15 protein-coding genes and 1 riboswitch are annotated in these 14165 nt (G+C 46.7%); of the genes, 14 read left to right on the top strand and 1 reads right to left on the bottom strand.

What is annotated here, in order from left to right; genetic code table 11:
- The first annotated feature begins 134 nt into the window (after positions 1-134).
- The 4 genes from CEF20_RS12195 to CEF20_RS12180 all read left to right on the top strand — a co-directional run bounded on the left by CEF20_RS12195 (position 135) and on the right by CEF20_RS12180 (position 4130).
- Complete coding sequence (locus CEF20_RS12195) at positions 135-866, top strand: FadR/GntR family transcriptional regulator (RefSeq protein WP_100332856.1); 732 nt, start codon at positions 135-137, stop codon at positions 864-866.
- A gap of 355 nt (positions 867-1221) precedes the next feature.
- Positions 1222-1938 (top strand): (Fe-S)-binding protein, encoded by a 717-nt coding sequence (locus tag CEF20_RS12190; RefSeq protein WP_100332203.1) that lies wholly within the window; start codon positions 1222-1224, stop codon positions 1936-1938.
- Between the two features lie 42 nt (positions 1939-1980).
- Positions 1981-3414, top strand: coding sequence for a LutB/LldF family L-lactate oxidation iron-sulfur protein (locus CEF20_RS12185; RefSeq protein WP_100332202.1), 1434 nt, complete (start codon positions 1981-1983; stop codon positions 3412-3414).
- Positions 3414-4130: a LutC/YkgG family protein gene (locus CEF20_RS12180; RefSeq protein ID WP_198508523.1), complete on the top strand. Its 717-nt coding sequence runs from the start codon at positions 3414-3416 to the stop codon at positions 4128-4130. Before CEF20_RS12185 ends, CEF20_RS12180 begins: the two co-directional genes overlap by 1 nt.
- A gap of 24 nt (positions 4131-4154) precedes the next feature.
- Here the strand turns inward: CEF20_RS12180 and CEF20_RS16880 are convergent, their stop codons facing one another.
- Positions 4155-4331 (bottom strand): hypothetical protein, encoded by a 177-nt coding sequence (locus tag CEF20_RS16880; RefSeq protein ID WP_198508522.1) that lies wholly within the window; start codon positions 4329-4331, stop codon positions 4155-4157.
- 223 nt (positions 4332-4554) lie between these two features.
- On the opposite strand from CEF20_RS16880, the gene CEF20_RS12170 reads away from it, so the two are divergent.
- The 10 genes from CEF20_RS12170 to CEF20_RS12125 all read left to right on the top strand — a co-directional run bounded on the left by CEF20_RS12170 (position 4555) and on the right by CEF20_RS12125 (position 14150).
- Entirely contained in the window at positions 4555-6927 is a 2373-nt protein-coding gene (locus CEF20_RS12170; protein ID WP_100332199.1) for a 3-hydroxyacyl-CoA dehydrogenase/enoyl-CoA hydratase family protein, read from the top strand.
- A gap of 22 nt (positions 6928-6949) precedes the next feature.
- Positions 6950-8125 (top strand): acetyl-CoA C-acetyltransferase, encoded by a 1176-nt coding sequence (locus CEF20_RS12165; protein WP_100332198.1) that lies wholly within the window; start codon positions 6950-6952, stop codon positions 8123-8125.
- 23 nt (positions 8126-8148) lie between these two features.
- The gene (locus CEF20_RS12160; protein WP_100332197.1) at positions 8149-9936 is read left to right on the top strand and encodes an acyl-CoA dehydrogenase family protein; all 1788 of its coding nucleotides are present in this window, start codon (positions 8149-8151) and stop codon (positions 9934-9936) included.
- A gap of 200 nt (positions 9937-10136) precedes the next feature.
- The gene (locus CEF20_RS12155; protein WP_100332196.1) at positions 10137-10499 is read left to right on the top strand and encodes an arsenate reductase family protein; all 363 of its coding nucleotides are present in this window, start codon (positions 10137-10139) and stop codon (positions 10497-10499) included.
- Positions 10500-10568: 69 nt separating this feature from the next.
- Complete coding sequence (gene gcvH / locus CEF20_RS12150; RefSeq protein ID WP_100332195.1) at positions 10569-10952, top strand: glycine cleavage system protein GcvH; 384 nt, start codon at positions 10569-10571, stop codon at positions 10950-10952.
- 83 nt (positions 10953-11035) lie between these two features.
- Positions 11036-11386 (top strand): toprim domain-containing protein, encoded by a 351-nt coding sequence (locus CEF20_RS12145; protein WP_408607816.1) that lies wholly within the window; start codon positions 11036-11038, stop codon positions 11384-11386.
- A 2-nt stretch (positions 11387-11388) separates the two neighbouring features.
- Entirely contained in the window at positions 11389-11691 is a 303-nt protein-coding gene (locus CEF20_RS12140; RefSeq protein WP_198508521.1) for a thioredoxin family protein, read from the top strand.
- Positions 11692-11854: 163 nt separating this feature from the next.
- Positions 11855-12196 (top strand): hypothetical protein, encoded by a 342-nt coding sequence (locus tag CEF20_RS12135; RefSeq protein ID WP_100332192.1) that lies wholly within the window; start codon positions 11855-11857, stop codon positions 12194-12196.
- A gap of 66 nt (positions 12197-12262) precedes the next feature.
- Positions 12263-12374: riboswitch (SAM riboswitch) on the top strand.
- Between the two features lie 89 nt (positions 12375-12463).
- Entirely contained in the window at positions 12464-13489 is a 1026-nt protein-coding gene (locus CEF20_RS12130; RefSeq protein WP_100332191.1) for a methionine ABC transporter ATP-binding protein, read from the top strand.
- Entirely contained in the window at positions 13482-14150 is a 669-nt protein-coding gene (locus CEF20_RS12125; protein WP_100332190.1) for a methionine ABC transporter permease, read from the top strand. Before CEF20_RS12130 ends, CEF20_RS12125 begins: the two co-directional genes overlap by 8 nt.
- Positions 14151-14165 lie beyond the last annotated feature (15 nt).

Here is a 14165-nt window from a genome sequence, read left to right as displayed (position 1 = left end):
TAATTGTTAATGTTTTGTGAAAATAAAGTAAATTGTTTTAAAATGTTTTTTATAACGCTTTCACGAAAATTTCCAGAAAAGGGCGTTTATCGTATATAATAAAAATAAGGCAAGAGATAATAGAGGTGAAACCGTTGAATTATAAAAAAATTAAACCGAAAAAAATATATGAAGAAGTAGCGGATGCCCTGCTGGATTCCATTCGTTCAGGAAATTTGCGGCCGGGAGACAAGCTTGATTCGGTTCAGCAGCTGGCGGAAAACTTTCAAGTTGGGCGTTCAGCCATTCGAGAGGCGTTGACTTCCTTAAGAGCAATGGGATTGATTGAACTGCGGCAAGGAGAAGGCACCTATGTGAAAGGCTTTTCGCCGTCCGGAATCGCCTATCCGATTGAAAACGCTTTACTGATGAACACAAATGATAAATTGCATTTATTAGAGGTCCGGAAAATTCTTGAGGTGGGCGTGGCTTTCATAGCGGCTCAGAAACGAACAGAAGAGGATGTGGCCAGCATCCGTAAAGCGCTGGAAGAGATGAAGCTTCACTCGGGCGATATTGAGCTTGGGGAAGAAGCAGACTTTGCCTTTCATCTCTCCATCGCTAAAGCGACCGGCAATCCGCTTTTGTCGAGTTTGATGAATCATGTATCGGATCTGCTAGTGGAAACGATGAAAGAAACGCGAAGAATCTGTTTATATTCAGAATGGACAACGGTGGATAAATTAAATCAGGAGCACGAAGCCATTTGTCAAGCAATAGCGGAACAAAATCCAGAAAAAGCCCGTTTGGAAATGAGTGTTCATCTTCATAATGTCGAAACGATTCTAGTAGATTTCTTGAATGAAAACGAGAATGCGGGAAAATGAAAGGTTACTTTTCCATGATAACCTTTCATTTCAAAAAAATAAAAAAATGATAGAATAAGTAGTTTATTTTCGAAAAAAATCGGGTAAATTTTCATTTTTCTACTATAAACCTATATAAAACAGTGTTTTTGTAGTATTATGGAAGGTGCGAACAAAGGTCATCTGATGATCGGTTGTTTACACAGGTCATCCTTTATAAAACAGTGTTTTTGTAGTATTATGGAAGGTGCGAACAAAGGTCATCTGATGATCGGTTGTTTACACAGGTCATCCTTATCGGATTTTTGTGGTCATCATAATACTTATTCACACGATTTAAGGAAAACCTGTAACTTCTAAAAAAGAGGTGTTCAACATGAAAGTTGCTTTGTTTGCTACGTGTCTAGTAGATATGTTTCAGACGGACGTAGGGAAGGCGACGGTTGAAATTTTGGAGCGGCTGGGCTGCGACGTGGAGTTTCCCGAAGGTCAAGTATGTTGCGGACAGCCAGCTTACAATAGTGGCTATGTAGAAGATTCAAAAGGTGCGATGAAGAAAATGATCGCAACATTTGAGAATGCGGAGTATGTCGTTACCCCTTCAGGATCATGTGCGACGATGTTTAAGGAATATCCGCAAGTTTTTAAGGACGATCCTGTATGGGAAGCGCGCGCCCGAAAGCTGGCGGCAAAAACGTATGAATTTACTCAATTTATCGTCGATGTGCTGAAAGTGGAGGATCTTGGCGCTAAGCTTCCGGGAAAAGCAACTTATCACACATCTTGCCACATGACGCGTTTGCTAGGAGTGAAGGATGCTCCAATGAAGCTGCTGAAAAACGTGGAGGGACTGGAATTTATTCCGCTGCCTAACGCGCAGAATTGCTGCGGTTTCGGCGGTACGTTCTCTGTAAAAATGGGTCAGATTTCTGAGCAAATGGTGGATGAAAAAGTCGCCAGTGCTGAGCAAGTGGATGCTGACTATTTAATCGGGGCAGACTGCGGCTGCCTGATGAATATCGGCGGCCGGATCGAGCGTAAAGGGAAACCGATTCGCGTGATGCATATTGCAGAAGTATTAAATAGTCATTGAGAGTAAAAAAATGATTTTATATAGAGAAAGAGGTGGGGTTCGATGGCTATGAAGTTCGGAACGGAAGACTTCAAAGGACGGGTTAAAGAGAATCTGGACGACTCGTTTATGCGAGGAGCGGTAGCGGATGCTCAGGAGCGTTTGCGCACTCGCCGTCTTGATGCAGCCGAAGAACTTGGAAACTGGGAGGATTGGCGTTCCCACGGAGAAGAAATCCGTCAGCATGTGTTAGAAAATCTAGATTATTATTTGCATCAACTAAGTGAAAACGTGGCAAAACGCGGCGGTCATGTCTTCTTTGCTCAAACGGCTGAAGAAGCGAATGAATACATTAAAGACGTTGTTGCAAAGAAAAATGCCAAAAAAATCGTCAAATCCAAATCTATGGTTACAGAAGAAATCAATATGAACTACGCCTTGGAAGAAATGGGATGTGAAGTCCTTGAGACGGATCTTGGCGAATATATTCTGCAAGTGGACGATCATGATCCGCCATCCCATATCGTGACGCCCGCTCTTCATAAAAATAAAGAGCAGATTCGCGATGTGTTTGCTGAGAAGCTGGATTACAAAGCAACATCGAAGCCGGAAGAATTGGCGCTTCACGCCCGGAAAACTTTGCGCAAAGCATTCATGGCTGCTGATGTAGGAATCACTGGCTGTAACTTTGCCATTGCTGAATCCGGTTCCATCAGCTTCGTGACAAACGAAGGAAATGCCCGAATGGTCACAACAATCCCGAAAACTCAAATTACCGTGATGGGAATGGAGCGGATTGTTCCAACGTTTGAAGAATTTGAAGTGCTTGTCAGCCTGCTGACACGCAGTGCCGTTGGACAAAAGCTGACCAGTTATGTGACCGCTTTAACGGGACCGCGTGAAGAAGGAGATGTGGACGGGCCGGAAGAATTTCATTTAGTCATCGTCGACAACGGACGTTCAAAAATTTTGGGAACGGAATTTCAATCCGTGCTGCAATGCATCCGCTGTGCCGCTTGTATTAACGTATGTCCGGTTTACCGTCATATCGGCGGCCATTCTTACGGATCCATTTATTCAGGACCGATCGGCGCGGTGCTTACTCCGCTTCTTGGCGGCTATGACGACTTTAAAGAGCTTCCGTACGCTTCCACATTATGCGCCGCTTGCTCAGAGGCTTGTCCGGTGAAAATACCGCTTCATGAGCTGCTTCATAAGCACCGTCAAGTAATTGTGGAGAAGGAAGGACGGGCGCCTATATCTGAAAAGCTGGCCATGAAAGCATTTGGCCTCGGCGCTTCATCGAATCCGTTATATGGAATGGGTTCGAAAATGGCTTCAACGATGATGAAGCCGTTTACGAAAAACGACCGAATTTCTAAAGGGCCTGGTCCGCTGAAGGCTTGGACAGAGTTGCGTGAATTCCCGGCACCAAACAAAGAACGGCTGCGTGACTGGTTTAAGGATCATCAAAAAGAGAAAGACGGTGAGAAATAATGGAAGGAACCATTCATAACCGTGACGCCTTTTTAGCCAACATCGCTTCTAGTCTTGGAAGAGAAAGAAAAGAACAGGTGCATCGGCCGGCTTGGAAGTTTCAGCCGCAGCATGAAGTGCTGAAAGGGGCGACTTCCGATGAGCTGCTGCAGGTATTGCGTGATCAGTGCCGCTTAATTCACACGGAACTGATTGAAACGTCTTCTAAAGAGCTGGTGAAAGCGCTGCAAGAAACAGTCAATTCTTATGGCGGCGGCCCGATTTCCGTATGGAACGATGAGCGCTTTGAGGAGTATGGCTTGTCTGAATTGCTTAAGGATACCTGGCCATCAGGAAACGTTGAAGTGAATATGTGGGATCCGGCTTTAGGTGAAGAAAATATCCAAAAGGCTGAAAAAGCTAATATCGGCATTACCTTTAGCGATATGACTTTGGCTGAATCCGGCACAGTTGTTTTGCTCAGCAGCAAAGATAAGGGACGCTCAGTCAGTCTTTTGCCGCATAAGTATATTGCCATCATTCCTAAAAGCACGATTGTTCCGCGTATTACGCAAGCGGCACAGTCCATCAGCCAAAAAGTGCAGAAAGGCGAACTCGCTCCTTCCTGCATCAATTTCATTACGGGTCCCAGCAACTCGGCGGATATTGAAATGGATCTTGTCGTAGGTGTGCACGGACCGGTAAAAGCTGCTTATATTGTGGTCAATGATAAATAAAAAAACAGCCCCCGGGCTGTTTTTTTATTTATTTCTTAATATCGCGTAAGCTCGAAACATGGTTCCGATAAACATGGTCAGCGCTCCGCCAAGCAGCAATGTTATGAACAGGGGCTTTTCGATCACGTCTAGCGGATAAAGGATACCTCCCAAAATAAGAAGCATGCCCATTCCCGTTAAAATCCAGCTGAATTTTTTCATATATTCCTCACCTTCAATTGAATTACATTTATTATATCGGAAAAGGCCAAGCAATTCGATGAGTGAAGGTGCATGGCTGCCGGAAGGAAAAATATCCATAAAAATAAAGTTAGAAAATTTATAATTTTTGATCTTCCGTATTGCTTTGCTGCATAAATTTGGTTATAGTAAGATTAGAAATAATGAATGAATATTCATTCAAACAGACGAGGAGGAGAATTTATTGGTCCAGCCTATTCTGAAAGCGGCAGTAATTGGATCGGGCGTGATGGGGTCTGGCATAGCCGCTCATTTAGCAAACGTTGGCATTCCATCTGTTTTACTGGATATCGTTCCTAAGGAATTGACTAAGGAAGAAAAAGCGCAAGGGCTGACGCTGAGTGACCGGCCGGTTCGGAATCGTCTGGCGCAAGCCGCGCGAAGGAAACTGCTTAGACAGAAGCCGGCCCCGCTTACATCGGCCGCAAATCTTCAATTCATTGAAGCCGGAAATTTAGAGGATGATGCAGACCGATTGCGGGAAGCGGACTGGATCATTGAAGTCGTTGTAGAGAATCTCGCTGTCAAAAGAAGCATATTGGAAATGGTAGAAAAATGGCGCAAGCCGGGAAGCATCGTCAGTTCTAATACTTCCGGGATTTCCATCGAAGCGATGATCGCTGGACGCTCTGATGATTTTCGCAAGCATTTTCTCGGCACTCATTTCTTTAATCCGCCGCGCTATTTGAAATTGCTAGAAATTATACCTGCACAAGATACTGATCCGGAAGTGCTCAACTACATGAAAATGTTCGGTGAAGATGTGCTCGGTAAAGGTGTGGTGCTGGCGAAAGATACCCCTAATTTTATCGCCAATCGCATCGGCACGTACGGATTATTAAAAACCGTGCAGGAAATGCAGGCGTTTGGCTTTACGCCTGGTGAAGTCGACTCCATTACAGGTCCTTTGATCGGACGGCCGAAAAGCGCTACTTTTCGAACGCTGGATGTCGTTGGAATTGATACGTTTATTCATGTCGCGGCCAATGTATATGACAAAGTGGAGGGTGCTGAAAAACAAGTATTTGAAATCCCTGACTTTATGAAGAAAATGTGTAAAAACGGCTGGATCGGTGCTAAAAGCAGACAGGGCTTTTTCAAAAAAGAAGGGGAAGCCATTCTGGAAATCAATCCAGACACATTGGAATACAGCGAACGAAGAAAGCTGAAAGCCGCGTCAGTGGAAAGGGCTAAGCAGCAAAGAGGCACTTTAAATAAAATGAAAGCGCTTATGTATGCTGACGATCCAGCAGGACGATTTATTTGGAAGATCCTAGCGCCAGTCCTGGTGTATTCAGCTGAGCTGACAGGAGAAATCGCCGATGACCTGGCGGCGATTGATCAGGCGATGAAATGGGGATTTGGATGGGATTACGGGCCGTTTGAAATATGGGATGCGATCGGTGTGAAATCATCCGTTCAGAAGATGGAGGAAGAAGGGCTGAAGGTACCCGCATGGGTGAAAGAAATGATAGCCGGCGGTAAGCCTGCCTTCTATAAAGATAGCGGCTTTTACCATCAGGGAGAGTACAAGAAAGTGCCGGTGAACCCGAAAGTCATTGACTTGAAGAAGCTGAAAAAGCAGGGAAAGGTAATCAAGCAAAATAGCGGAGCCAGTTTAATAGATATCGGCGACGGCATAGCTCTGCTGGAATTCCACTCGCCAAACAACGCCATTGGACTTGATATTATACAAATGATCCATGATGCGGTCGGAGAAGTAGAAAGCCGCTACAAAGGGCTAGTCATTGGCAATCAGGGGAAGAACTTTTGCGTCGGTGCCAATCTGGCGATGATTCTAATGGAAGTGCAGGATGACAACCTTTGGGAAGTGGAGATGGTGATCAGAAGCTTCCAGGAGGCGATGATGAAAATTAAATACAGCAAGCGTCCGGTCGTGGCTGCACCGTTTGCGATGACGCTTGGCGGCGGGGCCGAAGTCTGTTTGCCGGCCGCTCACATACAGGCAAGCATGGAAACCTACATGGGTCTCGTAGAAACGGGCGTTGGCTTAATACCAGGTGGGGGAGGAAACAAAGAACTGTACATCCGATACCTTGAACAAATGCCAAGCGGCGTGCAAATGGATTTGCAAAACGTCGCCATAAAAGTATTCGAAACGATCGCTATGGCGAAAACATCTGCTTCAGGAGAGGAAGCGCGCGAACATCAATTTCTCAAGCAAACGGATGGCATCAGTGTCAATCAAGACCATCTGCTGTACGACGCCAAGCGGGCTGCGCTGTATTTGTACGAAAGCGGTTACCGAGCGCCAAAGCGCAAAAAGATTCCCGTCACAGGAGAAACAGGCTATGCGGCTATGCTGTTGGGAGCGCAAGCAATGCAGGCATCGGGATATATTTCTGAGCATGATATGACCATTGCCAAAAAGCTCGCTTATGTCATTGCCGGCGGAAAGCTTCCCTTTGGAACGGAAGTCGAGGAAGAATATTTGCTGAAATTAGAGCGCGAGGCCTTTATCAGTCTTTGCGCGGAACCGAAAACACAGAAGCGCATGCAGCATATGCTCATGAAGGGTAAGCCGCTGCGCAATTAAACGGCAAGGGGGAGAAGGAAGAATGAAGGAAGCGGTCATCGTAGCAGGAGCCAGAACGCCAGTCGGACGCGCGAAAAAGGGAACGCTTGCCACCCTGCGACCGGATGATCTCGGTGCGCTTGCGGTCAAAGAAAGCTTGCGGCGGGCAGGTCATTATGAAGGAGAAATTGATGATATCATTATTGGCTGTGCAACGCCGGAAGCAGAACAAGGGCTCAATATGGCAAGAAATATCGGGGCGCTGGCTGGCCTTCCTTATACCGTGCCGGCCATCACTATCAACCGCTACTGCTCCTCCGGCTTGCAGGCGATCGCTTATGCGGCTGAGCGCATTATGATCGGTCATGCCCAGACGATTATTGCCGGCGGAGTTGAATCGATGAGTAAGGTTCCAATGATGGGCCATATCGTCCGGCCGAATGTCCAGCTTGCTGAACAGGCTCCGGAATATTATATGAGCATGGGGCATACGGCCGAAGAAGTTGCCAAGAAATACGGAATTACGCGGGAAGAACAGGATGCGTTCGCGGTGCGCAGCCATCAGCGGGCGGCGAAAGCGCTCGCTGATGGAAAATTTGTCGATGAAATCGTTCCAGTGCCCGTCAAGCTGCATCGCATTGGATCAGATCATCAAATCATTGAAACAGAGATCAGCTTTGATCAGGATGAAGGAGTGCGCCCTGAGACTAATAAGGAAACATTGGCTAAGCTGCGCCCCGTTTTCTCTATTGCAGGCACAGTAACAGCGGGAAATGCTTCGCAAACAAGTGATGGCGCGGCAGCGGTAATGGTGATGGAGAGGGAAAGGGCAGATTCATTGGGATTAGCGCCGCTAGCTAAGTTTCGTTCCTTTGCTGTGGGAGGTGTGCCGCCGGAAATTATGGGAGTCGGCCCGGTCACAGCCGTTCCTAAAGCATTGAAGCTTGCTGGGTTGGAGCTGTCTGATATCGGGCTGATTGAACTGAATGAAGCTTTTGCCTCACAGGCGATTCAAGTCATTCGCGAGCTGAGATTAGATGAAGAAAGAGTGAATGTCAACGGCGGAGCTATCGCCCTTGGCCATCCGTTAGGCTGTACGGGGACGAAGCTGACTCTATCGTTAATTCACGAGATGAAGAGGCGCCAAGAGCAGTTTGGTCTAGTCACGATGTGTATCGGCGGCGGCATGGGGGCAGCCGGTGTATTCGAGCTAATATAATCGAACAAAGGGGAGGAAGAAGCATGGCCAATCAAACAGAAAATCAGGCGGTTAAAGGCGGAGCCTTTTTACTTGAAGATATGACGTATGAACAGATATTCACACCGGAGGATTTCACCGATGAACAGAAAATGATTGCGAAAACGACCGAAGAGTTTGTTATGAACAGCGTGCTTCCGCAAGTGCCTTATTTGGAAAAGCACGAATTTGACCGTTCGGTGAAGCTTTTGCAGGAAGCCGGGGAGCTAGGGCTATTGAGCGCAGATATCCCAGAAGAATATGGGGGATTAGGTTTGGACAAAGTCAGCTCCGCGCTGATTGCCGAAAGAATGGCGGCAGCCGGAGGATTTTCCGTCACGCATGGCGCGCATGTTGGGATCGGCTCCCTGCCCATCGTTTTATTCGGAAATGAAGAACAAAAGCAAGCATACCTGCCGCTTTTAAATACAGGAGAAAAAATCGCTGCCTACGCCTTGACAGAGCCGGGATCAGGGTCGGATGCGCTCGGTGCCAAAACATCGGCGAGGTTAAACGAAGCTGGCACGCATTATATCTTAAACGGCGAGAAACAATGGATTACGAATGCCGGATTTGCAGATCTATTTATTGTATATGCCAAAATAGACGGTGAGCACTTTTCCGCTTTTATCGTAGAGCGGCAGTTTCCGGGCGTTTCGACGGGATTAGAAGAAGACAAGATGGGCATCAAAAGCTCTTCTACGCGAACCTTAATTTTACAAGACGCAATCGTTCCGAAAGAAAACTTGCTTGGAGAAGCCGGCCGCGGTCATGTGATCGCCTTCAATATTTTAAATATCGGCCGTTACAAGCTCGGCGTCGGGTCGGTCGGCAGTTCCAAGCGCGCGCTGGATATCACCTTGGCATACGCCAATGAGCGCAAACAATTTAACACGCCGATCTCCTCTTTCAACTTAACGAAAGAGAAATTCGCGACGATGGGGGCGAAAATATACGCAAGCGAAAGCTCGATTTATCGGACAGTGGGCTATGTTGAAGAGCGTATGAGCCAGCTGTCTGCTGCAGAGCAGGCAGACGGTTTAGCAGTTGCTCGTTCCATTGCTGAGTACGCAATCGAGTGTTCCTTAGCGAAGGTGTTCGGAACGGAAGTGTTGGATTACGTGGTCGATGAAGGCGTGCAGCTCCACGGGGGGTACGGTTTCATGGAAGAATATGAGATCGCCCGCATGTATCGCGATTCCCGTATCAACCGCATTTTTGAAGGAACGAACGAAATCAACCGCCTTCTCGTTCCTGGCACTTATGTCCGCAAAGCGTTTAAGGGGGAGCTGCCGCTGTTAGAAAAAGCTCAGGAACTGCAAAGCGAATTGATGATGCTCATGCCGCAAGAGGTGAGTTCAGAACCTTTAGCCCAAGAGAAGTATCTGGTGAAAAACGCCAAAAAAATCGGATTGCTCGCTGCGGGGCTCACCGTTCAGACCTATGGCAAACAGCTAGAAAAAGAACAGGAAGTCTTAGCTAATCTGGCGGATATGGTCAACCTTATTTATGCGATGGAATCGGCTGTTCTCCGCACAGAAAAAGCAATCGCCCGAACGGGGGAAGAGAAGAATATACAAAAGCGGCTCTACACAGAGATATTCTGTCAGGAGGCGTTCAGTGAAATTGAAGCCCATGCGAAAGAGACACTTCTCGCCGTCGAATCCGGCGACAATTTGCGCGTGATGCTCTCCGTCTTGCGCAAACTGATACGCTCGAACCCGCATAATCTTATCGCTAAAAAACGGGAAGCTGCTGAAAGACTCATCCGAGCGGAAAAATACATCATCTAACAAGGAAACGTCCGCCGAATGCGCGGACGTTTATATTTCGGCCGGAATTTATGAAAATACGGGCGGTACAGCTTTTATTACGGGCGTGAATGAGCAAAATACAATCGAATCCTCAGATCCAATCCCATGAAAAAGCAGGAGAAATGAAAACGGCGTCGAAATTCAAAGGTGAATAGTATAGGATTGGAGGCCGGCGATGTATGGCGTTGACATTTTATTGGTATCCTAAATGCGGAACCTGCCGCAAAGCTAAAAAGTGGCTGGAAGAAAACGGAGTGGACGTTCAAGACATAAATATTGTGGAACATCCGCCTTCTAAAGAGGAATTAAAGGAAATGTATCATAAAAGCGGACTGGAATTGAAGAAGTTTTTTAACACAAGCGGCCGCAAATATCGCGAGCTTGGCTTGAAGGACAAAGTAAAGACCGCTTCCGAGGAAGAACTCTTGGAAATTCTCGCCTCTGACGGCATGTTAATAAAGCGGCCGCTGACTGCGGACGGTCATAAAGTGACGGTTGGATTTAACGAAGAAACGTTTGAAAAAGAATGGCGGCCGCAATAAGAAAGATTGCTTGCTTTGTGTTGACAGAATAGGTAAAGTTTAAGTGAAATGAAGTAATGGAGGGATAATATGAATACGCCAAAAGAATTGCGTTATTCTGAAGAACATGAATGGGTGAAAACAGAAGGAAACAAAGTGCGCATCGGGATTACTGAGTTTGCACAATCTGAACTTGGCGATATCGTGTTTGTTGAACTGCCGTCTGTAGGAGATGAAATCACTGCGGACGAGCCATTCGGCAGCGTAGAATCCGTTAAAACCGTTTCAGAATTATATGCGCCGGTCAGCGGGAAAGTAGTAGAAGTCAATGAAGATTTGGACGATAACCCTGAGTTCGTCAATGAATCTCCATATGAAAAAGCATGGATGATCGTTGTGGAGTTAGCAGATTCTTCACAGCTTGATGATTTAATGACCGCTGAACAATACGAAGAAATGGTCAAAGAAGACTAATCATTAAAAAAACGCTTCCTGCTCGGGAAGTGTTTTTTTATCAGAATAGAGACTATCGGAGTACAAGGCAAAGGGTGATGTCAATGTGGCCGGATAAAGCGATAATTGTCGAAGGAACGTCTGATAAAAGAAAAGTTCAAACCATCATTAAGGAACCTGTCGACATTATTTGTACAAATGGAACGATCGGCATCAGCAAGCTTGATGAATTAATTGAAGAACTGATCGGGAGAGATGTGTATATTTTAGTGGATGCCGATGAAGCGGGAGAGAAGCTGCGCCGTCAATTTATTCGTGAATTGCCGGAAGCGCATCACCTTTATATAGACCGAATATATAAAGAGGTGGCAGCAGCCCCCTATCGTCATTTAGCGTCTGTGCTAATAAGCGCAAATATTGATATCCACGGAGAGTTTTTGTTAAAGGATGGATGAAGATGTCAACAGAGAAATTGCTGAAGGCTATACAACAAAAGGATAAAACAGCGATTTATGCATATGCACCCATGTGCGGCACATGCCAGATAGCGGGAAAAATGCTTGATGTGGTTGAGCAAATCGTAAAGAATTACAGTTGGTTTCGCATTGATTTAAACTACCATGAAGATTTTGCCGAGCGGTACAGCATTGAAAGTGTCCCGTGTCTGCTTATATTTAAAGAAGGACAGCTGAGAGAGAAGATTTACGCCTTTCAGTCCGTCCCGCATATATATGAAAAATTAACAAATGACGGATCATGATTCCTGCCCTTTTAGTGGGTAGGGATCTTTTTTATGGGGAAATTTGTCGCAGCAGCACCAGCCTCTTTCCGCTTTTCTTGAATTTTGTCGAGCGATTTTGGAAGGGAACGGGACGGAGGGAGGGAACTATGTAAGATAAAGAAGGAGCAGAGGAGGAGCGGCGATGAGAGAGTGTTTTTTGGCAATTCAGTCAGCGTGCCGGGAGCGGAGGCATATTCAAGCGATTTTGCCGGCAGAGCCTGTGGGCGTGCTTTTGGAAGGGGAAAAGCAAACATGGATTCTGATGGTGAATCAGCAGGGGGTGGACTTCAGTCCTGACGTTTCAGGAAAATGGCAGCTGCGCCTTCGCGGAAAGGAAGAGAGCCTCGCTGAGCTGTTGGCTGGAGAACAGCAGCTTCGTTTTCAGCTTCGCCTCGGTGAGGTAGAAATGACAGGTCTTTACCGGTTCCAGCTGTGGTTTGAATCTTTCGTTTGGCTGTGCCGCTCTTATAAAAACAGTGCATAAAAAATGTTGACAAAATTCAAACAAGAGTGATAAAATCGGTTCAATTACAAATTGCATATTAAAATACTCTTATCAAGAGAGGCGGAGGGATGTGCCCTATGATGCCCGGCAACCGTCAGCAAACGAAAGCTGAAAAGGTGCCAATTCACACAAAGCGCTATGCTTTGAGAGATGAGAGGAAGGACTTGGATTGTACACGCCTTTCTGCTCATTTTGCAGAAAGGCGTTTTTCATTTATCTGGCCAGTTGAAGGAGGAGTGAGGCATCATGATTTCGATTTCCAATGTGAAGAAGATCTTTTCAACAAGGAATGGAGACGTTACAGCTGTCGATCAGATCAATTTATCGATAGAAAAAGGCGAGATATTCGGAGTGATTGGGTACAGCGGAGCGGGGAAGAGTACGCTGATCCGCATGCTGAATGGCCTTGAGGCTCCGTCGGACGGATCGGTGGAAGTGGCCGGACGCAAAGTATCCCATATTCGGGGGACAGAATTGCGGCAGGCGCGTCAAGAGATAAGCATGATCTTTCAGCATTTTAACTTGCTGTGGTCAAGAACAGTCCGGGAAAATATCGCATTTCCGCTTGAAATTGCCGGAGTCGAGAAATCGAAACGGCAGCAGCGAGTCGATGAGCTAATAAAGCTTGTAGAGCTTGAAGGGCGGGAGGATGCCTATCCTTCCCAATTAAGCGGCGGGCAAAAGCAGCGGGTCGGCATCGCCCGGGCGCTGGCAAATAATCCGAAGGTGCTGTTGTGCGATGAAGCCACCTCGGCTCTTGATCCGCAAACAACGGATGCCATTTTGGAATTGCTTGTCGATATCAATCAGCGGCTGGGCTTAACCATTGTCTTAATCACCCATGAAATGCACGTGATCCGAAAAATCTGCCACCGCGTTGCTGTCATGGAATCCGGCCGCATCGTCGAGCTTGGTTCCGTGCTTGATGTATTCAGGAATCCGCAGCAGCCTATTACGCAGCGCTTTGTCCAGCAGGTTACCGAACCGGAGGAATCAAAAGAAACAATGGAGCATTTGCTGGAACAATTTCCTGAAGGGAAAGTGATCAAGCTGACTTTCATCGGCGAAACAGCCGAGCAGCCGGTCATTACCGAACTGATCCGCCGTTTCCATGTCACGGTTAATATCGTGCAGGGCAAAGTATCACAGACCCAGCATGGAGCTTACGGATCGCTGTTTGTGCATGTCACAGGACCGGCCGAAGAAGTGACAAGAGCCGTTCATTATTTAGAAGAACATCAAGTGGGCTCGGAGGTGATCTCAAATGCTTGAAAAGTGGTTTCCAAATGTGGAATGGCCGGATATTTGGGAAGCGACCGTTGAAACGCTGTATATGACAGGAGTATCCGTTGCGGCCACCTTTATTCTCGGGATCTTCCTTGGCTTGTTGTTATTTCTGACATCGAAAAGCCAAATTTGGGAGAACAAGCCGGTGTATGCTGTTGTAGCGGCTTTTGTGAATATCTTCCGTTCGATTCCTTTCATTATTTTAATCGTTTTATTAATTCCGTTTACAAAAGCGATGGTGGGGTCAATGATTGGCGAGAATGCGGCGCTGCCGGCGCTGATCATTGGAGCGGCCCCTTTCTATGCGCGAATGGTGGAAATCGGCTTGCGGGAAATTGACAAAGGTGTGATAGAGGCAGCGCGATCAATGGGAGCAAAAACAAGCACGATTATATTTAAAGTATTGCTGCCGGAATCTATGCCGGCGCTCGTTTCCGGCATTACGGTTACGGCGATTGCGTTAGTCGGCTACACCGCGATGGCGGGAGTAATCGGCGCTGGCGGGCTGGGCAATCTCGCTTATTTGGACGGATTCCAGCGCAGCCGCAATGACGTCACCATCATCGCTACGATTGTCATTCTTGTGATTGTATTTGTGATTCAGCTAATCGGTGACTTGCTCACCTCAAAATTAGATAAACGATAATATCAGGAGGGGAAA

The organism is Bacillus xiapuensis (assembly GCF_002797355.1).
Classification (GTDB): domain Bacteria; phylum Bacillota; class Bacilli; order Bacillales; family Domibacillaceae; genus Bacillus_CE; species Bacillus_CE xiapuensis.
This window is presented reverse-complemented; position numbering and strand designations above follow the sequence as displayed.